We start from the raw sequence: 22,306 nt of genomic DNA, 5'->3' as shown, positions 1-22,306 counted from the left end.
TCGTAGCGAGGCGGCGGGATTCTGGCAAGAGCCAACCCGCCGCCCCGGTGTTCGCGCGCCCCGGTCAGATCGAGATGTTCGACACCCCGCCATCCAGCAGGATGTTCTGGCCCACCATGAATCGTGCGTGCTGGCTGCACATGAAGGCACAGGTCGCCCCGAAATCCTCGGCCGTCCCGTAGCTGTGCGTCGGGATGGTCTGCTCGCGGCGGTGGCGGGCTTCCTCGACGCTGATGCCCTCGGCCTTGGCGATGCCCGAATCAAGACTGGAGGCTCGGTCCGTCGCATGAATGCCCGGCAGCAGGTTGTTGACCACCACCCCCTGCGGGGCCACCTGACGCGACATGCCCGCGACAAAGCCGGTCAGACCCGCGCGTGCGGTGTTCGAAAGGCCAAGGATTCCGATCGGCGTGCGCACCGATTGCGAGGTGATGTTGACGACGCGGCCCCAGCCCCGTTCCATCATGCCCGGAACCAGCGCCTGCATCAGCGCGATGGCGGTCAGCATGTTCGCGTCGATCGCCTTGATGAAATCGTCGCGATTCCAGTCCGTCCATTTGCCGGGCGGCGGGCCGCCCGCGTTGTTCACCAGAATGTCGGCCTGCCCGCCCAGCGCCTCAAGGACGGCGGCGCGTCCGGCATCGGTCGTGATGTCGGCAGCCACGGCCGTGACCTTGACGCCGTGTTTCGCGGCAATCTCCGCCGCTGTGCGTTCCAGCGCCTCGGCGCCGCGCGCGTTGATGACCAGGTCCACCCCGGCCTCGGCCAATGCCTCGGCGCAGCCGCGGCCCAGCCCCTTGGATGCGGCGCAGACCAACCCGCGCTTGCCCTTGATGCCCAGATCCATGCGATTTCCTCCTGTTCAGCTGCCGCCAAGGAAACGCGCAAGGGTCGGATTGTCCAGTTCAGAAGCACATGATCTCGGCCTCGGCCTCGGCCCGGCGGTAAGAGGCGACCATGTCGTTGACCTGCTGCCCCTGTCGGAACAGCGCGGTCCGCTCGCCCGAGGTCTGGCGCATCCGCATCACGGTTTCGGCCCGGACATAATCGTCATAGGGCAGGATCGACGCAATCTGGTCGATGGCGCAAGAACACTTGTCCAGCATGTCGCGGGTCTGGCCGTTGGTCGCCATGCAGACAAAGACGTAATCCGCCCGCGCGTTGGTGGGATAGTCGTTGACGGACTGCGCCCCCGCCGATCCGGCCCATACGGCCAGCAACGCCGTCGGAATCGCGGCGCGCCTCATTGCAGCACCATTTCGCTGATGTAAGCGGGGCGCCCGCCCGCCAGCGGCCCGGTCTTGGCTGCCATGCGCAGGATCGGCTGCTTGGGATCGGCGACGGTGAAGCTCAGTTCCAGCGTATCGAAACCGAACATCCGTTCCTTGTTCTTGTCGCCAGCGAAAGGCGTGAAGACGGCGACCGATTTGCCATCCTCCTTGCGGATTTCGCCGCCGCGGAACAGCGCGTCCTTCAGCCGGTTGCGGATATAGAAGGGACTGCCCCCGGTCAGCGCGGCCATGTCGCGCGTCGTGGTTTCCAGGAAGAAGGTCAGCAGCGGATCGCCCCCTTCCACCGGGAACGGGCCGATCTTGCGTTTGATGCGCGAGGTTTCCTCGGCCAATTGCAGCATCGGCTTGCCGTCCGAGGGATCGGTCCCCTTGTCCAGCGTCAGCTTACCCTGCCCCAGCGGCGTAAAGCCTTCGACCTCGGGGCCGGTCTGATCCAGCTTCCAGACCAGCGGGCCGCTGGACAGATCCCAAGGCCCCCGCTCGGCAAACAGCAGGTCGCCCGCCTCTCCGCCAATGGCGGGTGGCGCGGCCAGCAGACCGGCCAGGGCAATCAATCGCAAGAATTTCATCGTGGCCTTCCTCTTCCCTCCGGTCGAGCCTGCCCCCGCGCGATGCACCGCGGAAGTCCGGCGGCCCGGCAATGCTTCTTTGGTCTTAGGCAAACATGTGCTGAAGCACCGCCTGCAGATCCTCGGGGCGAACCGGTTTCTCGACCACCGGGACGCCCAGCTCAAGACTGGCGCGCCCGATTTCAGGGTCGCGTCGGGCCGAAACGATAATCGCCGGGACGGGCTGACCGGCGGCCAGCCGCAATTCGCGGATTGCCTGCAGGCCGGTGTCGCCATTGTCCAGATTGTAATCCGCGATCACCACGTCGGGCGGTTCATCCCCCATCTGAGCCAACGCCTCCGGGATGCCGCAGGTGACGCGGGCGACCATGCCCAGCCGGTCCTGCAGGATCAGTTGATAGGCCCGGCGCATGGCATCGTCATTCTCGACCACCAAGGCGACGCGACCGCGCAGGGACGGTCCGTCCAGAACCGGGGCCACGCCCTTGCCCTGGGTTTCAGCCCCGACCAGCGGCAGGCTGACGCGAAACACCGTGCCGCGTCCCGGTTCGCTGTCCATGGCTATCGGATGGCCCAGCTTGGCGCAGGCCCGGCGCACGATCGACAGGCCCAGGCCCATGCCCGGCGCGCCGCCCTCGCGACCGATGCGGTGAAATTCGTCGAAGATCCGCGCCCGATCCGGCGCGGCAATGCCTATGCCGGTGTCCAGGATCTCAAGCCAGACGCGGCCGCCGCGCCGCCGGACGCCGGCCAGAACGCCACCGCTGTCGGTATACTTGATCGCGTTCGAGACCAGGTTCTGCGCGATGCGCCGCAAGAAGGTCGGGTCGCTTTCGACAATGGCCGAAGTCGGGGCAAAGCTCAGCCGAAGGCCCTTGGCCTCGGCCATCGGCGCATATTCGATGGCAAGGCGGCGGAACATCTCACCCAGATCGACCGGCTTGCGCTGGAACTCGATCCGCTGGCTGTCCAGCCGCGAGATGTCCAGGACCGCATGCATCAGTTCCTCGACCGATTCGAAGGCCCCGGACAGGCGCTGCGCCAGCTCGGTCTGCAACTCGTCCATGCTGGTATCGTTCAGCGCCGCCAGGAACAGCTTTGCGGCGGACAGGGGCTGCAGCAGGTCATGGCTGGCCGCGCGCAGGAAACGCGTCTTCGAGCGGTTCGCCTCTTCGGCAAGGGCGCGGGCCACGGCCAGTTCACGGTTGCGTTCGGACAGGTCAGCCAGCGCCTGTTCCAGTTCTCGTGTGCGGACCTGCACCTCTTGCTCCAGCGCGACGGCGGCTTGGAACATCGACCAGGCCGAGCCGCGGCTTTCCTCAAGCCGGTCGATCCGTTCGACCAGCACGTCCGAGATCCGGGTCAGCTTCTCTACCCGGCGAATCTCGCTGTCCTCTTCGCGCAGGAACATCGTCATCCCACCTCGGGGGGCATCAGCGCCATGCCGACGAAGGTCTGGTTCACATGCATCCCGCTGTGCTGCTCGCCATAGGTATTGAAGCCCACGACGCGATAGCGCGCCAGAAGCTCGGACATCCGCTCGGTCATGCCCGCCCGTTCAAGCGCGATGCGCCGCAGGATGCAGTCAAAGCCCAGCACCATCAGCGGCGGGCGCGGCAGGGCGTCCATCGCGTCGGCAAATCCCTGGGTCATGTCGACCGCGTGGCCAAGCGTCAGGATGTTGCCCGCCTCGATCCCCGAAAGCAGCTGCAGCCCGCCATCAGGGGTCATTGCACGAATTGCGCGGACATGGTGCCGCCGTCCGGTGCGCAAAAGCAGCGGGTGGCGGGCGAATTCCGTAGTCGTCAGTGCGTTAAGCGCGATTCCCGTCAGGCGCGCATATTCCTGCGCGGCGGGTTCGGCGTTCAACTCCCAGATGATGCGATTATGGGGATCGGCCGCCGTCACGACCGCACGGCGATCGGTCGGGCGGAAATGGGCAAAGGAAACCTCGGCCACCGCCAGATCGGTCTCGATCAACATAAAAACAGCCGCGCCGGGATGGGCCTCGCCATCGACCATCTGGCAGGTGGGCAGGAATCGCATCCCTTCTGCCGCCGAGCCGCCGATGACCGGCAGACCCGGAATCGCCGCGTCCAGCGTGGCAACCAGCACATCCTCTTGCCGGGCCAACGCGTCGGGCAGCAGGATCCCGAAGCTTGATCGCCGGGGATCGGGACGGAAACCGGCATGAAAGCGACGCAACTTCGCCATCCAGTCCGAGACGGGAACCTGCGCCTGATCGCGCAGGATGCAGATGCCCGCGCGAAAGCTTTCAGCGGGAAAAGCCAGCGCGACGACGCTTTCCTTGCAGTAGCCTTGCGGCCCGATCTCCCCGGCCGAGGAACAACCGACGATTCGGCAGGCAGGTCCAAGCGCAGCGCCAAGCTCCCGACCCAGTTGCGGCAAGCCGAGGGCCGGCGTGCCGAACAGCAGGACCAGACACGGACCGATGGGCTGGAAGGCCGCGATCAGGCGCGCGGCCATATCCTCGTCCCCCGCCGGAACCGCAAGGGCCAGCGGGGCGCGGGGAAAACCGACCGTGGGCTTTGGCCGGACGGGGGCGACATCGCCCGGCCATGGCTCGGGCAAGGCGGAGCTCATGCCGGTTCGAACAGCCTCACGCTATTGGCCAGAAGCACGGCCTGAGTGCGGCGGCGCGCGTTGATCTTGGACATAATCGCAGTGATATGCGTCTTGACCGTGGCTTCGGCGATGGACAGCTCATAGCTGATTTCCTTGTTCGCCTTGCCCTGGCAGATCAGGCGCAGGATCTTCATCTGCTGCGGGGTCAGGCTGGAGAATCGCCGCGCCAGTTCGACTCGGGCTGCATCCTCTTCGCCGACATGTTCGGGCTGGTAGCTGTCGGGGGTGACGCGCTCACCCTCCCACATGCGGCGCAGGCTTTCCACCAGCGCCTCGCGCCCCAGCGATTTCGAGATATAGCCCTGCGCACCCGCCGCCATCGCGGCCGAGATCATCGCGTTTTCCAGATCGGCCGAAATCATCGTGATCGGCACATCAGGAATCTGGCGACGCAGCGTGACCAGCCCCTCGGCTCCGCGCGCGTCGGGCAGGTTCAGGTCCAGGATCACCGCATCCGGCGCGCCCTGGTTCCGAATCTGTTCCAGCGCGGCGGCAAGACTGCGCGCCGTGCGCACATTCTTCAGCCCGAAGCTGATCTTCAGTGTCAGCGCAAGCGCGTCACACATCAGCGGGTGGTCGTCCACGATCAGGATCTCGCGAACGCGATCCGCCGAAAGCCTGGCCGCGATTGCGCGGTCCGAATTATGCAGAATGGCTGTAGCCATCGTTCTCCTCCCAAAGAAACGAATGGTTGCCGGGTGCAGGTCTCCGGCGGCAGGTGCCTCATCTTAGGCGGCTCGGCCCGTGGTGCAAGCCTGATGGCGCTATAGGGGAAATTCTCCTAAGACTTCGGGCGTATTGGCCGATCCCGCTGCCGCGTGGCATTTTGGCCGCATTGGGGGAGAGAACAGCCATGGTCCAACTGAACAGAAGAATCACCCTGCTGGGCGGGGCGACGATGCTGTCGGGATTCGCGTTCCGGGCCGGGGCCGCAACCACCCCGCCCGCCATCCGCATCGGCACGCTGGAAAACGGAACCGTCAACTGGGAAATCCAGACCATCGTCAAGCAGGGGCTGGACAAGGCCAACGGATTTTCGCTGGTTCCGATGATATTGGCGGGCAATCCCGCGACCCAGGTCGCGATGCAGGGTGGCGAGGTCGAGACGATCGTATCGGACTGGCTCTGGGTCGCGCAGCAAAGGGCGCGCGGCGCAGACTTCACCTTCCTCCCCTACTCCACCGCCGTCGGCGGCCTGATGGTCAAGGGCGACAGCCCCGTCCAGACCCTTGCCGACCTGAAGGGCAAGAAGATCGGCATCGCAGGCGGGCCGGTGGACAAAAGCTGGCTGATCCTGCGCGCCTGGTCACGCGAAAAGCTGGGCGAGGATCTGGCGGACATCACCCAGCAGGTCTTCGGCGCGCCGCCGATGATCCTGAACGCCGCCGAAACCGGCGAGGTCGATGCGGCGATCAACTTCTGGCATTTCCAGGCCAAGATGCAGGCACGCGGCATGCGCGAGGTGATGTCGGTTGCCACCGCGGCGCGCGATCTGGGTCTTGATCCCTCGACCCCGTTGCTGGGTTATGTCCTGCGCGAAAGCTGGATCGCCAAGAACCCCGCGCTGGCAGCGGGACTGGCCAAGGCCTCGGCCGCAGCCAAGGATCTGCTTGCCAAGGACGATGCCGCCTGGCAGCCGATCCGCAGCTTCATGGACGCCAAGGACGATGCCGAGTTTCAGGCCCTGCGCGCGGGGTGGCGCGCCGGCATTCCGGCGAAAGGCCCCGTCGATGTCGCAAATGCCGAAAAGATGTTCGCGGCCATGGCCGCGCTTGGCGGCGAAGAACTGACCGGCGGTGTGACCGCCCTGCCGCCCGGCCTGTTCTGGACGCCGGAGTAGGTTTTTGTCCCAGGACAGCAATTCCCGCTCGGGCCTTTGGCCGGGGCTCATGTCCATTCTTGCCATGCTGCTGATCTGGACCGTCGCGTCGCAACTGACCGACCGGCCGCAGACCCTGCCCGCCCCCTGGCAGGTCGCGGCCAGAATTGGTCATCTGGCCGCGACCGGAGAGCTTTGGTTCAATGCCGGGATGACCCTGATGCGCGTCGCGGCAAGCTTTGCGCTGGCAATGGCGATCGGGCTGGCGCTGGGATTGCTGATGGGCCGCAGCCGCCGCGTCGACGACTGGCTGAATCCTGGCATCATCATCCTGCTGAACGTGCCCGCGCTGGTCGTCATCGTGCTGAGCTATATCTGGGTCGGCCTGAACGAGACCGCCGCGATTCTGGCCGTGGCGCTGAACAAGATCCCGGTCGTCACCGTCATGATCCGCGAAGGGGCAAGGGCGCTGCGCCCCGATCTGGACGAGATGGCCAGCGCCTTTCGCATGGCGCCCGCCGCGCGACTGCGCCATGTCGTGCTGCCGCAGCTTGCCCCGCAGATCGCGGCCGCGGCACGCGCGGGCATCTCACTCATCTGGAAGATCGTGCTGGTCGTCGAGTTCCTTGGCCGCTCAAACGGGGTCGGGTTCAAGATCCACCTGCTGTTCTCCAGCTTCGACGTGACCGGGGTTCTCGCCTGGGCGCTGACCTTCGTGGCCATCATGCTGGCCATCGACCTTTTCATCCTGCGCCCCTGGGAACGGCGGGTAAACCGGTGGAGGCAGGATGCGGCTTGACCTTCAGGCAAAATCCTTCGCCGGCAAGGAGATCCTTGGCCCGATCGAAATCTCGGTCGGTCGGGGCGAGCGGGTGGCGATCCTTGGCCCCTCGGGCATCGGCAAATCCACGCTGCTGCGCATCCTGGCCGGGCTGGACCGGAACTTTCAGGGACGGCGCGACGGCGACGAACGGCTGGCGATGGTGTTTCAGGAACCCGTCCTGCTGCCGTGGCGGGATGCCTTGGCGAATATCACCATTCCCACTGGCTGCGACCGGAAGACCGCCATCGAATGGATGGGCCGTGCCGGGCTTGCCGGGCATGAGGCAAAGTTTCCGCGCCAGATGTCGCTGGGCCAGCAGCGCCGGCTGGCGCTGGCGCGCGCCTTTGCGGCGGGGCCGGATATCCTGCTGGCGGATGAGCCTTACGCATCGCTGGATGCCGAGACCGCGACGCGCATGGTCTCCCTGACCGGAGAGTTGCTGGACCGCAGCGGCGCCGGGCTGATCCTTGTCACCCACGACCCGAACGAGGGGGCAGCGCTGGAGGCGCGCGCGTTGCGCCTGTCAGGCACGCCAGCCCGGCTTCAGAAGGACTGATCCCAGACCCGCCCCTCGGTATCCTGGGCATGGATCTTCACCGGCGCGTCGCCGGGGGACCAGCCAAAGCGAAAGACCGGATCTTCGGAGATCGAGATCCCCGCGTTCATCGTGAACAGCTCGGCCCCGTCCTGTGTCACCTCAAGCGTCTGGATGAATTCGGCCGGGATCGTCAGCAGCGTGACCTGATCCCGCTGCAGCCCCGAGAAATTCGGATGGCGGATCATCAGCGTCCCGATGTGGCGGCCGTCTTCCTCGGTCCGGCGAAACTTCATCTGGCCCATCGTGGCCCGCATGTCGTCCATGCTTTTGCCCGCCGGCGCCGCGCACCCGCCCGAGGCCTTGACGAAGCGCCCCGCCATCACCTTGCGCCCATCGGCCAGCGTCGCGACGGCGCGCAGGTCTGAATAGCTATCGACGCGCACCCTGACTTCGAAATCCAGCGGCATCAGCGCCTTGCCAAAGGTGAACTCGGCGGCGACCGGGGCCGGGTTGCCGTCTACGACCAAAGCAAGCCCGGTGATCGCGGGCGCGCCGGGCGGCTGGGTGATATGGACCGGTACCAATGCCGGGTTATCGGCGCGCTTGGGCGCATCCAGCAGCAGGATCGCGGGATCGATCGGCGGCTCGTCATCTGTCCCGATGATGCTGGACCGAAGATCGTCCCAGGCCTCCGATGGTTGCAGCGGATTTTCGATCTCGGCCGCAAGGACCAGATGCGGTGCGGCCAGCAGGGCAAGGACAAGGGCCAGCCTCATGTCCGTTTCTCCTTCGGCATCCGGCGATAGACCAGCGCGATGTCGTCGCTGGCCGCCTCCGCCTCGGCCTCGGCCCGCAGCCGCGCGTTCAGGGATGAGCGCGAGCAGACCGGATCCGTCGCCAGAGGATCATTCGCCATGGCCATAGCCTGACAGCGGCAGCCGCCAAAATCAACCTCGCGTCGCTCGCATGAGGCGCAGGGCTCTGGCAGCCAGGCGGTGCCGCGAAACGCATTGAAGGCCGCGCCATATTGCCAGATCTGGGCCAGCCGCACGTCGCGGATATTGTCGAACTCCAGCCCCTTGATGGTCTGCGCGGCATGGCAGGGCAGAACGACCCCGTCCGGCGCGATGTTCAGCCCGGTCGACCCCCAGCCGCCCATGCAGCTTTTGGGATAGGTCGCATGGTGGTCGGCGGGGACATAGTCGATGACCATCCGCCCGCGCAGGCGCCGCCGCGCCTCGTTCACGATCTCGCGCGCCCGTTGGGCCTGCGCCAGCGTCGGCATCAAAGGGCGGCGGTTCAGGTCGGCCCAGCCGTGGAACTGAACGGTCGCGACCTCGATCCGGCGACAACCCAGACGTTCGGCCAGATCGATCATCTCGGGCAGGCGATCCAGATTCTGGCGATGGACCACCGCGTTCAGGGTCAGCGGAAATCCGATCTGCCCGATCCATTCCGCGACCTGCATCTTGCGCGCGAAACTGCCGCCATAACCGCTGATCCAGTCGGCCATTTCGGCGTCGATGCCCTGCAGGGACAGCTGGACGTGATCGACGATGCCGTCCAGTTCGCGCAGCCGCGCCTCGGTGAAGCCGATGCCCGAGGTAATCAGATTGACATAAAGCCCGGCATCGCGCGCGGCCGCGGCAATCTCGGTCAGGTCGCGGCGGGACGCGGGTTCGCCACCCGACAGGTGCACCTGCAGGACGCCCAGATCTGCCGCCTGCCGGAAGATGTCGCCCCATTCCGCCGCCGTCAGCTCGGAGTTGACCCGCGCCAGCTCGACCGGATTCGAGCAATACGGGCAGGCCAGCGGGCAGCGATGCGTCAGTTCTGCCAGCATCGCCATCGGCAGGCCGACGCGCACCGGGTTGCCCTGGATGTCCTGAGGGATCACGGGCTGATGGGTCATGGTGCCTCCCCATGCGGGCCCTGGCAGGCAAGGAACAGCATGCGCCGATCCACCAACCCGCGAATGAAGTCGTGGACGTCCCCCTCGATCTGTTCTGAGGGGGCGTCGTAGCGGTCGCACAGGGTCAGGATCACCTCGGCCAGGCTGCGTCGTCCGTCAAGTTCGGTCAGGATGGCATCGCCCACCGCATCCAGCTGCATGGCGCGTTCTGGCGCCAGCAGGACGCGGATCCCGCGGACACGGTCATCGTGCAGCCGCACCCCGCGCGGCAGATAGGGGATGCAGGCATTGCTGAGGCGGTGTCCTGTCATGTCGCGGCCGCGGCAGGTTCCGGCCGGCGGGCCATGAGCCCCTGCCCCGGCCGCCATGCACCGTTCGGCGTGTGGCCTTCGACGTATCCGTGCCACAAGGCGTCAAGCTGTGCCCAAAGCACGTCCGTCTTGAAAGTCAGCGCCGCCGCTGCCGCATCCTGCTTTTCCAGCGTGTCCGCATGATCGAGCACATAGTTCAGCCCGAATTCGACATCCTTCGGCGCTTCGGACAGGCGCTTGCGGAAATAGGCAAGGCTGGCCTCGTCCGCGAAGTCGTAATGCTTCAACAGGCCCTCGATCCGCTCGGCATGGATCTTCGGGGCGAACATCTCGGTCAGGCTGGCCGCCACGGCGTCCAGCAACGGCATGTCGCGGACGAAGCGGACATAAGCATCCACCGCAAAGCGCGTCGCGGGCATCACGCCCGCCCCGCTTGCGACATAGTCGGGATCAAGCCCCACGGCCTGTGCCAGCGCCAGCCAGCGGCGGATGCCGCCACCCTCGTCCACGCCGCCATCGTGATCCTCGATCCGGGAACGCCAAATGCGACGCAGGTGGGGATCCTCGACCCGCGACAGGAAGGCCGCGTCCTTCATCGGAATCCGGGACTGGTATTGCCAGCGGTTGATGACCCAGGCGCGAACCTCATCAGGGGTGCATTCGCCGCCATGCAGGCGCTTATGGAAGGGGTGGCGGTCGTGATAACGCTCGGCCCCGATGCGCTTCAGCCGCTCATGGAATTCGGCCCGTGAAAGCGGGTGCTGGTCGGCAAGTTTCATGGCCGGATCTCCATGCCGTCATGGCCGATCTGCCAGCCGGCAGCCTCGGCGCGGGCGCGTTCGGGGCTGGCGGGGTCCACCAGCGGATTGGAATTGTTGAGATGGACGAAAATGCGCTGCGCGACGGGCACCCCATCCAGGGCCGCGATACTGCCATCGGCACCCGAAACCGGGACATGGCCCATGCGGCGGCCGGTCTTCTGGCCAAGGCCCGCGCGGATCATCTCGTCATCGGTCCAAAGCGTTCCGTCGAACAGCAAGGCATTCGCCCCCGAAATGCGGTCGCGAAGCCAGTCGGGAACCGAGGCGCAGCCGGGGATATAGCATATGCGACGGCCGTTTGCGTCAAGTTCGACGCCCACCGTCTGCTCACCCATCTGCCCTGTCTCGACCGTCTCGCCCTCCAGATATAGCGGCACCTTGCCCGGCACCGCGAAAAGGCGGGCCGTAACGCCCGCAACCAGTTCGAAATCCTGGTCCAGAACGACTTCGCGGCGCGAGACAAGCCGCGGATTCAACACCGACAACATCGGGTTCGCCCCCAGCACGCCGTGAATGGCCGGGGTGGCAAACAGATCGAATGGCTGCCCTTCGCGCAGGGTCAGCAGGCCGGCGACGTGATCGATGTCGCCATTGGTGACCAGCACCGAGCGAATGGGCGAGCCGCGCAGCCCCGCCGGTCGCAGGACCGGGTTGGTGGCAAGCTGCACACGCAGGTCAGGCGAGACATTCACCAGCGCCCAATCCCTGCCGTTCGACGAGACCGCGATCCCGCTTTGGCTCATCGAGGGGATGCGCCCCTCGCGCGCCGCTTCACAGTTTGGGCAACCACAGTTCCACTGCGGCAACCCACCCCCGGCGCCGGTGCCGAGAATCACGATACGCATGGCTTATAGCTTTTGGCACGACCGGTCCCGACAGCACGGGACCGGCCGGATCTGCTAGCAGTTCAGGTCAGAACAGAACCGGCTCATCATCGGCCGGAGCGTACATGTTGATTTCCATCCCGCAGGCGATTTCCTTGATCGCCGGTTTGGTCCAGGCCATGAGTTCCTCCTCCTCATCCCGCCGCGTCTTGCGGCATGCAACAAATCGTATGCCGCTGTATGTTTCAGTCAACCCGCCAAAGGTCTTAGATGGTGCCTGCCTGGAAGCCGTGCTAACGTCCCGCACCGCACGACAGGACGGAGGGCGGAATGTTTCATCTGCTGCTTGCCACCTGCCTGGCGAACGACCCCTCGATCTGCGCCGAAAGGCTTCTTCCGTCGGCCGAGTCCCCCAGTGTCGAAGAATGCCACCGCAAGGCCGAACCCATCGCTCGTGACTGGCTGGCCCGCCATCCCGACCTGCGCGGCGGTGCCGCGCGCTGTGTCGAGACCGCCGGCCTGCCTGCCCTGAACATGCAGGAAGTCGCGGATGGCGTTTTCTTCTACCAGGGCGCGATGGAGCAGATCTCGCCGGGGAATCGTGGGCGCATCGCGAACCTGGCCTTCGTGGTCGGCGACACCGTCGCGGTCATCGATGCAGGCGGCACCCGGGCCGAGGGCGAGGCGCTTTATGCCGCCATCCGCAGCGTGACCGACAAGCCGGTCAGTCATCTGATCCTGACCCACATGCATCCCGACCATATCCTGGGGGCCGAAGTCTTTGCCGAGGCTGGCGCCAGCATTGTCGCGGATGCCCGCCTGTCAGACGCCGTCGCGCGCCGGACCGATGCCTGGATGATGTCGATCCCCGATCAGATCGGACAGGCTGCGTTCATGGGATCGCGGATTGCGCCGGTCGATCAAAAGGTGGATGCGCCGATGACGATTTCGCTCGGTTCGACCGAATTGCGGCTGGAGCCGGTGAAATCCGCGCATACCGACAACGATCTGACCGTCTTCGACAGCGAATCAGAGACGTTGTTCACCGGGGACTTGATCTTTCGTGGGCTGACCCCGTCGCTGGACGGCTCGCTGTCCAACTGGATCGACTGGGTCGATGGGACCGGACCCGACCCCGCGCCCAGCCTGATCGTGCCGGGCCACGGCCCCGTCGCCGCGACCTGGGACGAAGCTGTAGCCCCCGAACGCCAGTATCTGCACGCGCTGCGGGATGCGACGCGCAAGGCCGTTACGGGCGGCATGGCGCTGTCGCGGGCGATCCCGGCCATCGTCAGCATGATGAAGCCCTATTCCGAGGGCTGGGCCGATTTCAACGCCACCACTGCGCGCAATGCCGCGACAAGCTTTTCCCAACTGGAATGGGAATAGGCTGATTGCCTCTCCTTTCCGTGAATGCCACCTTGGGGCATGGATCGGAGGGACATCATGCCATCATCTGTCTTGCGTCGCGCAATCTCGACCGGGCTAGCGCTGGCGGCCCTTACCGCCCTGCCCGGACTTGCGCAGGAGGCCGTGCTGCCCGCCGAGCGGCTTCAGCTGTCCCCCGACACCGACCTGCCCGGCGGCGATATCGGCCGGATCTTCGACACTACCCTGCAATCCTGCATCCAGGCCTGTCTTGGGGACGAGGCCTGCCGCGCCGTCACCTATAACCAGAAGGCCCGGTCCTGCTTTCCCAAGGGCGAGGGCCACGGCGCCCCCGCGCCCTTTGCCGGTGCGCTGTCGGGCCGCGTGATTCCGATCGTCGCGGAAACCCAGGCTGTCGCGGCGTCCCGCGCCGGTGCCGCCCCCTTCATCAATGCCGATGACATCAAGGCCGCCCAGACGCAGGCGCGGCTGTTCCCGGCCATGAACCCGCCGCAGGGCGCGGGCGACCCGCGCGAGGAGGCCGCCGCCTCGGAAAGCGCGGGCGACATGGGTGCCGCGGCACAGCTGATGGCGCAGGTGGTGGCGCTTTCCGACGGGGCCGAAGACTGGACGAACCTGGCCCGGCTGACCCTTTACAGCAGCGATTCCGATGACCGCGACGCCTCGACCGCGATCGCGTCGATGGCGGCCAACGGTTATCTGCGCGCCGATCCCGATCCGGTGGCCGCACAGGCACTGTCATGGCTTGCCATGGCGTTCGAACGGCTGGATCGCGGCCCGGATGCCCTGAGCGCATTGCGCCTTGCCGCGCGCCTTTCACCCGGCGACGCCTCGATCGCCACCGCCCTTGAACAGTCCGAGGCCCGGAACGGCCTGCGCGTGACCGACACGCAGGTCGAATCCGAAGGCCGGATGCCCCGCTTTTGCGCCGAGCTGTCGCGCGAACTGGCCAAGGGCACCGATTACGGCCCCTTCCTTCGCCTGCCCGCCGGAGACCTGACGGTCGAGGCCCAGGGCTCGCGCCTTTGCGTCGCGGGTCTGACCCACGGGCAGGAGGTCGAGCTGACACTGCGCGCGGGCCTGCCCTCGGCGGACGGCGAAAAGCTGACGCGGGACGTGACCCTGCGCGGCTATGTCCGCGACCGCTCGCCCGAAGTGCGTTTCCCCGGGCGCGCCTATGTCCTGCCCGCCTCGGGCGACCAGCGCCTGTCGATGGTCACCGTCAATGCCGACCGGATCGACCTGCGCCTGCTGCGCATTTCCGACCGCAACCTGATCCGCGCCATGTCCGAGGACATGTTTGCCTCGCCGCTGGACAGTTGGCAGACGGAATACTTCTCGGGGCAGATGGCGCGCGAGATCTGGCGCGGCTCGGCCGAGCCGGCGAAACCCGTCGGGCAGGATGTCCTGAACCGGGAGCTGACGACCAGCCTGGCCATTCCTTCGGCTGCCGGCCCGCTTGAGCCGGGCATCTACATCGTCGAGGCCAGCGTGACCGGGCAGGAAGCCTCGGATACCGGGCTGGCGACGCAGTGGTTCGTGATCTCGGATTTCGGGATCTCGACCTTTTCGGGAACGGATGGGCTGACCGTCGCCGTGCGCAGCCTGCGCGACGCCACGCCAAAGGCCGGGGCCGAGGTCGCCCTGGTCAGCCAGTCGAACGAGGTGCTGGCCCGGACCGCGACGGATGCGCAAGGTGTCGCGCATTTCGCGCCGGGGCTGAGCCTTGGGACCGAAGGTGCGGCCCCGGCCCTTGTTACCGTGACCGAGTGGCAGGGTGACGGCAGCGATCGCACGCCCCGCGACATGGCGTTCCTGTCCCTCAGCGATCCCGAATTCGATCTGTCCGACCGTGGCGTCGAAGGCCAGCCCCCCGCGCCCCCGATCGACCTGTTCGTCGCGACCGACCGCGGGGCCTATCGCGTGGGCGAGACGGTGAATGCCACGATCCTTGCCCGCGACGCGCAATCCCGTGCCCTGCAGGGCCTGCCCCTGACTGCCGTGATCCTGCGTCCCGACGGGGTCGAACAGACCCGGGTCACGCCGGCCGAGGCCGGAGATGGCGGCAGCACCGTCAGCTGGACCATCCCCGGAAATGCGCCACGTGGAACATGGCGGCTTGAGCTGCGCAGTCAGGCCGACGGCCCCGCGCTGTCGACCGCACGTCTGCTGGTCGAGGATTTCCTGCCCGAGCGCATCGACTTCACCCCCGCCCTGCCCGATGGCCCGGCCAAGGCCGGTGACGTGCTGGACCTGACGCTGGCCGCGCATTGGCTTTTCGGCGCACCCGCCGCCAACCTGCCGGTGGAAGGTCAGCTTCGTCTGTCGGCGGCGCGGGATCTCGACGGGTTCGAAGGCTATGTCTTCGGCTCTGCCGACGACGCGCCACAGCCGGTGGTCCAAAGCCTGCCCGCGGGCACGACCGATGCCGCGGGGAATTACCGGACCGAGGTGAACCTGCCCCCCGCTGCCGAACTTGGCCCGCAGCCGGTCAAGGCCGAGCTTGTGGTGAACATCCGCGAAGGCGCGGGACGCCCCGTCGAGCGCAGCGAAACCCTCGTCGTGATGCCCGGCGCGCCCGTGATCGGGATCAAGCCGCTGTTCGAAGGCGACACCGTGTCCGAAGGCGGCGAGGCGCGCTTTTCGCTGCTGGCCGTCGGCCCGGACATGAAGCCCGCCAGCGCGCCGCTGCGCTGGGTGCTGAACCGGATCGACACCGAATACCAATGGTATTCACTGGAAGGCCAATGGAACTGGGAGCCGATCACCACCCGCGCCCGCGTGACCGAGGGTGTGGCCGAACCGGGCCAGGACCCGGCCGAGATCGCCGTCCCCGTCGACTGGGGTCAGTATGAACTTGTGGTCGAACAGGCCTCGGGACAGGGCGGGGCCAGCACCACCCAATTCTACGCCGGATGGGGCGCGACGGCCGAGGCCGGAAGCCCCACCCCCGACCGCCTGCAGGTCACGCTGGACAAGGCCGCCTATCGCAGCGGCGATACCGCGCGGGTCAAGGTCAAGGCGCTGGCGGACGGGCTGGGGCTGGTCTCGGTCCTGTCGAACCGTCTTGTCTCGATGCAGGGCATCGCGCTGAAAGAGGGCGAGAACGAGATCCAGCTTCCGGTCACGGATGACTGGGGCGCCGGAGCCTATGTCACGGTCAGCGCGATCCGGCCGCTGGGCGACGCGGCAGCCGGAAACCGCACGCCCGTCCGCGCGCTGGGTCTGGCCCATGCCGCCGTCGATCCGGGCGAGCGGCGACTGGCGGCGAGCCTTGAGGCGCCAAAGGAAACCCGGCCGCGCGGAACGATCCCGGTCACGCTGCGGGTCGAGGGGGCGCCGGGCGCGACTGTCCATGCCACCGTCGCTGCCGTCGACCAGGGCATCCTGAACCTGACCGGTTATACCGCGCCGGACCCGTCCGGGCATTATTTCGGACAACGCCGGCTGGGTGTCGGGCTGCGCGACATCTATGGTCGTCTGATCGTGTCGAGCGGCGCCCCGGACGGCGCCCTGCGCGAAGGCGGCGACGCCATGTCCTCGAACAGCGAGGCCCCGCCGCCCACCGAAAAGCTGATGAGCTGGTTCTCGGGGCCGGTGACGCTGGGCGCGGACGGAACCGCAAAGCTTGACGTCCCGGTCGGCGACTTCAACGGAGAGGTCCGCGTCATGGCCGTCGTCTGGACCGACAAGGGCGTCGGCCAGGCCGATGCCTCGGTCCTGGTCCGCGACCCTGTGGTGCTGACCGTGACCGCGCCCGCCTTCCTTGCGCCGGGCGACCAGGCGCAGGTCGGGCTGCGGCTGACCCATGCCTCTGGCTCGGCCGGAGAGATGCGCCTTGCCGTCCAGCAGACCGGCGGAGACGCGCCTCTGACGACCAGCCTGTCGTCGGACAGCGTGACCTTGGCCGAAAAGGCCGAGGCGCTGGTGACGATGCCCGTCTCGGCAGGTGATGCCGAGGGGCGCGCCGATCTGCGCCTGACCCTGACCACGCCGGATGGCACCGCGCTGACCAAGGACATCGTGATCCCGGTTTCGCTGAATGATCCCGACATCCAGCATCGCGACCGCCTGACGCTGACCCCCGGCGAAAGCGCGACCCTGCCCGCCGGGCTGACCGAAGGGCTGATGCCCGGCATGATGCTGACCGCCGCGGTCGGCCCCTATGCGCGGCTTGATGTGGCGGGCGCGCTGGCGCGGCTGGCCCGCTATCCCTATGGCTGCACCGAACAGCTGACCTCGGGCGCGATGCCGCTGCTGTATCTGCCACAGCTTTCCGTGCTTGAGGGCGTGGGCGCAGGGGCCGATACCGGCGAGACCGTGCAGAAGGCCCTGACCCAGATCCTGACGCGGCAGGGGGCCAACGGTGGTTTCGGACTGTGGCGCGCGGATTCGGGCGACCTGTGGCTGGAAGCCTATGTGACCGACTTCCTGTCGCGGGCGCGTTCGACCGGCTATCAGGTGCCGGACAAGGCCTTCGGCATGGCGTTGGACAACCTGCGCAACCGCGCCAATTACGCGACCGACCCGACCGCCGCCACGCCCGAGGACAACGCCGCGCTGGCCTATGCGCTGGCGGTGCTGGCGCGGGAACGGGCGGCGACGGTCGGGGACCTGCGCTATTACGCGGATACGGCCGCCAGCGCCTTCTCGACCCCGATGGCGGCGGGCAATCTGGGTGCGGCGCTGGCTTCGTATGGCGACCAGCAGCGCGCCGACCGGATGTTCGCGCAAGCCCGCAACCTGCTGAACCTCGGCGCGCCCGAACCCTATGCCTTCAGGGCGGATTACGGCACCAAGCTGCGAGATGCGGCGGGCCTGCTGGCGCTGGCGGCTGATGCCCGCTCCGACGCCATCGATCAGACCGCGCTGACCGCACAGATCGCCGAACAAATCGACCGGGCCGAGGAAAAGGGCAGCACCCTTTCGACCCAGGAATCGGTCTGGACGGTGATGGCCGCGCAGGCGTTGTCCCATACCGTGCCGCCCGCGACGCTGAACGGCGTGGCGCTGACCCAGCCGGTTGCCGCCCTGCCCGATGCCACGGCCAGCATCGCCAATCCCGGCGACACCCCGCTGGAGGTGACACTGACCGCGACGGGCAAACCCGCGACACCCTCGAAGGCGGGCGGGCGCGGTTATCGCATCACCCGCAGCTATTTCAGCATCGAGGGTGAGCCGCTGGATCCCGCCAATGTGGCGCAGGGCACGCGGATCGTGGTCCGGATCGAGGTCAAGCCCGAGGCCGAGGGCGGGGGCCGTCTGATCGTCAGCGACCCCCTGCCCGCCGGATGGGAGATCGACAACCCGAACCTGCTGCGCGCGGGCGACATCTCGGCACTGGACTGGCTTGACGGACAGACCGACGCCGAAATGACCGAGTTCCGCGCCGACCGCTTCGCTGCGGCGCTGACCTGGACCTCGGCCGAACCGTTCCGGCTGGCCTATATCGTGCGCGCGGTGACGACGGGCAGTTTCCGCCACCCCTCGGCCAGCATCGAGGACATGTACCGCCCCGAATTCCGGGCATGGAGCGACGGAGGAACGGTCGCCGTCCACCCATGACGAAACCATGACTTGCCGGACTGCCAATCCCCGCCGATAATCGCGGGATCGAGTAAGGAAGGGAGGACGCCTTGCCCGAACACCGACACGAGGATCGCGTGGCGCAGGCCTCGCAATCGCCGGCGGCCGTGACGCGGCTGGCGGCAAGCTGGCGCCGCTCGATGGTCAAGCATGGGCTGGACCCGGCAGGCGCGCCGCGGGTGCGCCAGCTTTCAATGCGAGAGCTGGTCGAAAAGCGCGAGGCGCTGGACGGGTTCATCAATGTCGCCCGGCCCCAGCTTGACCACCTGTTCCAGCTGGTCTGCCCGACCGGTTGCAGCGTTCTTCTGACCGATGCCACCGGGATCGTGCTGGAACAGCGCATGACCGAGGCCGATGCCGCGACTTTCCGCGGCTGGGGCCTGTGGTCCGGTGCCGACTGGTCCGAAGCGGCCGAGGGCACGAACGGCATCGGCACCTGCCTGGCCGAGGGGCGGCAGGTCACGATCCACCGCGACGAACATTTCTATGCCCGCAATACCGGCCTGTCCTGCATGGACGCACCGATCTGGGGCCCGGATGGACGGCTGATCGCCGCGCTGGATGTCAGCACGGCACGGCTGGACCATACCGAACGCTGGAACGCGCTGATCGCTGCCCAGGTCGCCCAGAGCGCCCGCCAGATCGAGGCGGCGTTCTTCCGCGCTTCGTTCCCCGGCGCGCGGATCGTCACCGCCGAGGTGACGGGCAGCGAGGACGCGATGCTGCTGATCGCGGTGGACAAGGACGACCTTGCCATCGGCGCGAACCGCGCTGCTCGCCGTGCCTTCGGGATTGAGAAGGAAGGCCAGCTTCGCCCCCGTCCCGCCTCGGACCTGTTCGGTCGCGAGGACGAGGTGACGGGCTTCGAAAAGGCCGAACGCGCCGCGGTGATTCGCGCCCTTGCCCGGGCCGAAGGCAATGTCTCGGCGGCCGCGCGCGCACTGGGTGTGGGCCGCGCGACGCTGTATCGGCGCATGTCGCGGTTGGGCATTTCGCAAAATCCGGGCCGACTGTCTCAGGTCTGAAACACATTCCGCGCTGCGGCGTGAACCCCGCGTTGATTTGTGGCCCGGCCCGTCACAGGCTTCCCGCAGAACCGGCAGGAGGAGCCGGACTGACAGGAGGATCACACATGCCGAACGACCAGACGCATGACTTCAAGGGCGTGAACACGATGCCCTTCGCGAAGCGTTACGACAACTTCATCGGCGGCGACTGGGTTGCGCCGAAATCCGGCAAATACTTCGTCAACACCACCCCGATCACCGGGGCCGAGATCGGAGAGATCGCGCGCTCGAACGCCGACGACATCGAGGCCGCGCTGGACGCCGCCCATGCCATCAAGGACAAGTGGGGTCACACCTCTGCAGCCGAACGCTCGAACATCCTGCTGAAGATCGCCGACCGGATGGAGGCGAATCTTGAACTGCTCGCCACCGCCGAGACCTGGGACAACGGCAAGCCCATCCGCGAGACGATGGCTGCGGACGTGCCGCTGGCCATCGACCATTTCCGCTATTTCGCCGGTGTCCTGCGCGCGCAGGAAGGCACGATCTCGGAAATCGACTCGACCACCGTCGCCTATCACTTCCACGAGCCGCTGGGCGTGGTGGGCCAGATCATCCCGTGGAACTTCCCGCTGCTGATGGCGTGCTGGAAGCTTGCCCCCGCTCTTGCGGCGGGGAACTGCGTCGTCCTCAAACCGGCCGAACAAACCCCGGCCTCGATCATGGTCTGGATCAGCCTGATCGGCGATCTCCTGCCTCCGGGCGTGCTGAACATCGTCAATGGTTTCGGCCTTGAAGCCGGCAAGCCATTGGCGTCGAACCCTCGCATCGCCAAGATCGCATTCACCGGGGAAACCACCACCGGCCGTCTCATCATGCAATACGCCGCCGAGAACCTGATCCCGGTGACGCTGGAACTGGGCGGAAAATCCCCGAACGTCTTCTTCGAGGATGTCGCCCGCGAAGACGACGACTTCTTCGACAAGGCGCTGGAAGGCTTCGCCATGTTCGCGCTGAACCAGGGCGAGGTCTGCACCTGCCCGTCGCGCGTGCTGATCCAGGAATCGATCTATGACCGGTTCATGGAACGCGCGGTGGCGCGCACCAAGGCGATCAAGCAGGGAGACCCGCGCGACCTGGCGACAATGATCGGCGCCCAGGCTTCATCCGAGCAGAAGGAAAAGATCCTGTCCTATCTGGACATCGGCAAGAAGGAAGGTGCCGAGGTCCTGACGGGCGGCAAGGCCGCCGACCTTGGAGGCGAGCTGTCCAGCGGCTTCTATATCGAGCCGACGATCTTCCGCGGCACCAACAAGATGCGGATCTTCCAGGAAGAGATCTTCGGGCCGGTCGTCTCTGTCACCACCTTCAAGGACGAGGACGAGGCGCTGTCGATCGCCAATGACACGCTTTACGGTCTTGGCGCAGGCGTCTGGTCGCGCGACGCGAACACCTGCTTCCGCATGGGCCGGGGCATCAAGGCAGGTCGGGTCTGGACCAACTGCTATCACGCCTATCCCGCACATGCTGCCTTTGGCGGCTACAAGCAGTCCGGGATTGGTCGTGAAACGCACAAGATGATGCTGGACCATTACCAGCAGACCAAGAACATGCTGGTCAGCTATTCGCCGAAGAAGCTAGGCTTCTTCTGAACCAGCCACGGCATCGGGGCGGGTTCTGCCCGCCCCGGCATTTCGCCGGGTCCCGATATTTTCCAGCAAGGAGCTTGTGGTAATGGCAAAGACCATGAAGGCCGCCGTGGTGCGGGAATTCGGCAAACCCCTGACAATCGACGAAGTCCCGGTGCCCGTGCCGGGTCCGGGCATGATCCAGGTGGCGATCCAGGCGTCGGGCGTCTGCCACACCGATCTTCATGCCGCGCATGGCGACTGGCCGGTCAAGCCGAACCCGCCCTTCATTCCGGGGCACGAAGGCGTCGGTTTCGTCTCGGCCGTGGGTGCGGGCGTCACCCATGTGAAAGAGGGCGACCGCGTCGGCGTGCCCTGGCTTTACACCGCCTGCGGACATTGCCGACATTGTCTTGGCGGCTGGGAAACCCTGTGCGAGGCGCAGCAGAATACCGGCTATTCGGTCAATGGCGGCTTTGCCGAATATGTCGTGGCCGATCCGAACTATGTAGGCCACCTGCCGAAGAACATCGATTTTCTTGAGATTGCACCGGTGCTGTGCGCGGGCGTCACCGTCTACAAGGGGCTGAAGGTCACGGATACCAAGCCCGGCGACTGGGTGGTGATCTCGGGCGTAGGCGGGCTGGGCCACATGGCCGTGCAATATGCCCGCGCAATGGGCCTGAACGTGGCGGCCGTCGATATCGATGACGAGAAGCTGGCCTTTGCCCGCAAGCTGGGCGCGACGGTGACGGTGAACGCCCTGACCGAACCCGACCCAGCCGCCGCGATCCGCCGCCAGACCGACGGCGGTGCGCAGGGCGTGCTGGTCACGGCGGTCAGCCCCAAGGCGTTCGAACAGGCCATCGGCATGACCGCGCGCGGCGGCACGGTGTCGCTGAACGGATTGCCGCCGGGGGATTTCCCGCTGGATATCTTCGGCATGGTGCTGAACGGGATCACGGTCCGTGGCTCGATCGTCGGAACGCGGCTCGACCTGCAGGAATCGCTGGATTTCGCGGCCGAAGGCAAGGTCCGCGCCACTGTCCACAAGGGCCGGATCGAGGAGATCAACGACATCTTCTCCCGCATGGAAAAGGGGCAGATCGAGGGCCGCATCGTCCTTGACCTGACGGCCTGA

At 66.6% G+C, this 22,306-nt stretch carries 20 protein-coding genes; 8 read left to right on the top strand and 12 right to left on the bottom strand.

The features are described 5' to 3' along the window. Positions 1–64: 64 nt before the first annotated feature. From RM190_RS15110 to RM190_RS15085, 6 genes are all read right to left on the bottom strand, one after another. Positions 65–847: an SDR family oxidoreductase gene (locus RM190_RS15110; protein WP_311760289.1), complete on the bottom strand. Its 783-nt coding sequence runs from the start codon at positions 845–847 to the stop codon at positions 65–67. A gap of 58 nt (positions 848–905) precedes the next feature. After that, positions 906–1,247, bottom strand: coding sequence for a hypothetical protein (locus RM190_RS15105; RefSeq protein WP_311760288.1), 342 nt, complete (start codon positions 1,245–1,247; stop codon positions 906–908). Beyond that, positions 1,244–1,861 (bottom strand): hypothetical protein, encoded by a 618-nt coding sequence (locus RM190_RS15100; RefSeq protein WP_311760287.1) that lies wholly within the window; start codon positions 1,859–1,861, stop codon positions 1,244–1,246. The genes RM190_RS15105 and RM190_RS15100 overlap by 4 nt, the downstream gene beginning before the upstream one ends. 85 nt (positions 1,862–1,946) lie before the next feature. Further along, a complete protein-coding gene (locus tag RM190_RS15095) occupies positions 1,947–3,278 on the bottom strand; it encodes an ATP-binding response regulator (protein WP_311760286.1) in 1,332 nt (443 codons plus the stop codon). Next, on the bottom strand, positions 3,275–4,465 hold the full coding sequence (locus RM190_RS15090; protein ID WP_311760285.1) for an FIST N-terminal domain-containing protein: 1,191 nt from the start codon (positions 4,463–4,465) through the stop codon (positions 3,275–3,277). The genes RM190_RS15095 and RM190_RS15090 overlap by 4 nt, the downstream gene beginning before the upstream one ends. Next, a complete protein-coding gene (locus tag RM190_RS15085) occupies positions 4,462–5,172 on the bottom strand; it encodes a response regulator transcription factor (protein WP_311760284.1) in 711 nt (236 codons plus the stop codon). The genes RM190_RS15090 and RM190_RS15085 overlap by 4 nt, the downstream gene beginning before the upstream one ends. Positions 5,173–5,360: 188 nt before the next feature. On the opposite strand from RM190_RS15085, the gene RM190_RS15080 reads away from it, so the two are divergent. Genes RM190_RS15080 through RM190_RS15070 form a run of 3 tightly spaced genes read left to right on the top strand, consistent with a single transcriptional unit; the run spans position 5,361 to position 7,705 of the window. Next, positions 5,361–6,347 (top strand): ABC transporter substrate-binding protein, encoded by a 987-nt coding sequence (locus tag RM190_RS15080; RefSeq protein ID WP_311760283.1) that lies wholly within the window; start codon positions 5,361–5,363, stop codon positions 6,345–6,347. Positions 6,348–6,396: 49 nt separating this feature from the next. Beyond that, positions 6,397–7,125, top strand: a complete 729-nt coding sequence (locus tag RM190_RS15075) for an ABC transporter permease (protein WP_311760282.1) — start codon at positions 6,397–6,399, stop codon at positions 7,123–7,125. Then, positions 7,115–7,705, top strand: a complete 591-nt coding sequence (locus RM190_RS15070) for an ATP-binding cassette domain-containing protein (RefSeq protein ID WP_311760281.1) — start codon at positions 7,115–7,117, stop codon at positions 7,703–7,705. The genes RM190_RS15075 and RM190_RS15070 overlap by 11 nt, the downstream gene beginning before the upstream one ends. On the opposite strand, the gene RM190_RS15065 is transcribed toward RM190_RS15070, so the two are convergent. The 6 genes from RM190_RS15065 to pqqA form a co-directional block, all read right to left on the bottom strand. Beyond that, complete coding sequence (locus RM190_RS15065) at positions 7,693–8,463, bottom strand: quinoprotein dehydrogenase-associated SoxYZ-like carrier (RefSeq protein WP_311760280.1); 771 nt, start codon at positions 8,461–8,463, stop codon at positions 7,693–7,695. The two genes, RM190_RS15070 and RM190_RS15065, sit on opposite strands and share 13 nt — an antisense overlap. Beyond that, the gene (gene pqqE, locus RM190_RS15060; RefSeq protein WP_311760279.1) at positions 8,460–9,599 is read right to left on the bottom strand and encodes a pyrroloquinoline quinone biosynthesis protein PqqE; all 1,140 of its coding nucleotides are present in this window, start codon (positions 9,597–9,599) and stop codon (positions 8,460–8,462) included. Before pqqE ends, RM190_RS15065 begins: the two co-directional genes overlap by 4 nt. After that, positions 9,596–9,910, bottom strand: a complete 315-nt coding sequence (pqqD, locus tag RM190_RS15055; RefSeq protein ID WP_311760278.1) for a pyrroloquinoline quinone biosynthesis peptide chaperone PqqD — start codon at positions 9,908–9,910, stop codon at positions 9,596–9,598. Before pqqD ends, pqqE begins: the two co-directional genes overlap by 4 nt. Continuing rightward, a complete protein-coding gene (gene pqqC / locus RM190_RS15050) occupies positions 9,907–10,689 on the bottom strand; it encodes a pyrroloquinoline-quinone synthase PqqC (protein WP_311760277.1) in 783 nt (260 codons plus the stop codon). The genes pqqD and pqqC overlap by 4 nt, the downstream gene beginning before the upstream one ends. Next, positions 10,686–11,576 carry a pyrroloquinoline quinone biosynthesis protein PqqB gene (gene pqqB / locus RM190_RS15045; RefSeq protein WP_311760276.1) on the bottom strand — a complete coding sequence of 297 codons (891 nt, stop codon included), beginning with the start codon at positions 11,574–11,576 and terminating at the stop codon, positions 10,686–10,688. Before pqqB ends, pqqC begins: the two co-directional genes overlap by 4 nt. Before the next feature lie 67 nt (positions 11,577–11,643). Further along, the gene (gene pqqA / locus RM190_RS15040) at positions 11,644–11,736 is read right to left on the bottom strand and encodes a pyrroloquinoline quinone precursor peptide PqqA (protein ID WP_311760275.1); all 93 of its coding nucleotides are present in this window, start codon (positions 11,734–11,736) and stop codon (positions 11,644–11,646) included. 149 nt (positions 11,737–11,885) lie between these two features. Between pqqA and RM190_RS15035 the strand changes: the two genes are divergently transcribed. The 5 genes from RM190_RS15035 to adhP all read left to right on the top strand — a co-directional run bounded on the left by RM190_RS15035 (position 11,886) and on the right by adhP (position 22,306). Then, positions 11,886–12,944, top strand: coding sequence for a quinoprotein relay system zinc metallohydrolase 2 (locus RM190_RS15035; RefSeq protein ID WP_311760274.1), 1,059 nt, complete (start codon positions 11,886–11,888; stop codon positions 12,942–12,944). Between the two features lie 57 nt (positions 12,945–13,001). After that, positions 13,002–18,509 (top strand): alpha-2-macroglobulin family protein, encoded by a 5,508-nt coding sequence (locus tag RM190_RS15030; RefSeq protein ID WP_311760273.1) that lies wholly within the window; start codon positions 13,002–13,004, stop codon positions 18,507–18,509. A gap of 71 nt (positions 18,510–18,580) precedes the next feature. Continuing rightward, a complete protein-coding gene (locus tag RM190_RS15025) occupies positions 18,581–19,555 on the top strand; it encodes a GAF domain-containing protein (protein ID WP_311760272.1) in 975 nt (324 codons plus the stop codon). A 107-nt stretch (positions 19,556–19,662) separates the two neighbouring features. Then, positions 19,663–21,189 (top strand): aldehyde dehydrogenase, encoded by a 1,527-nt coding sequence (gene adh / locus RM190_RS15020; RefSeq protein WP_311760271.1) that lies wholly within the window; start codon positions 19,663–19,665, stop codon positions 21,187–21,189. A gap of 82 nt (positions 21,190–21,271) precedes the next feature. Then, positions 21,272–22,306, top strand: a complete 1,035-nt coding sequence (gene adhP / locus RM190_RS15015) for an alcohol dehydrogenase AdhP (RefSeq protein ID WP_311760270.1) — start codon at positions 21,272–21,274, stop codon at positions 22,304–22,306.

Source organism: Paracoccus broussonetiae, assembly GCF_031854425.1.
GTDB lineage: Bacteria > Pseudomonadota > Alphaproteobacteria > Rhodobacterales > Rhodobacteraceae > Paracoccus > Paracoccus broussonetiae.
Note: the sequence above shows the minus strand (reverse complement) of the source record. Positions and strands in the feature narration are given on the sequence as shown.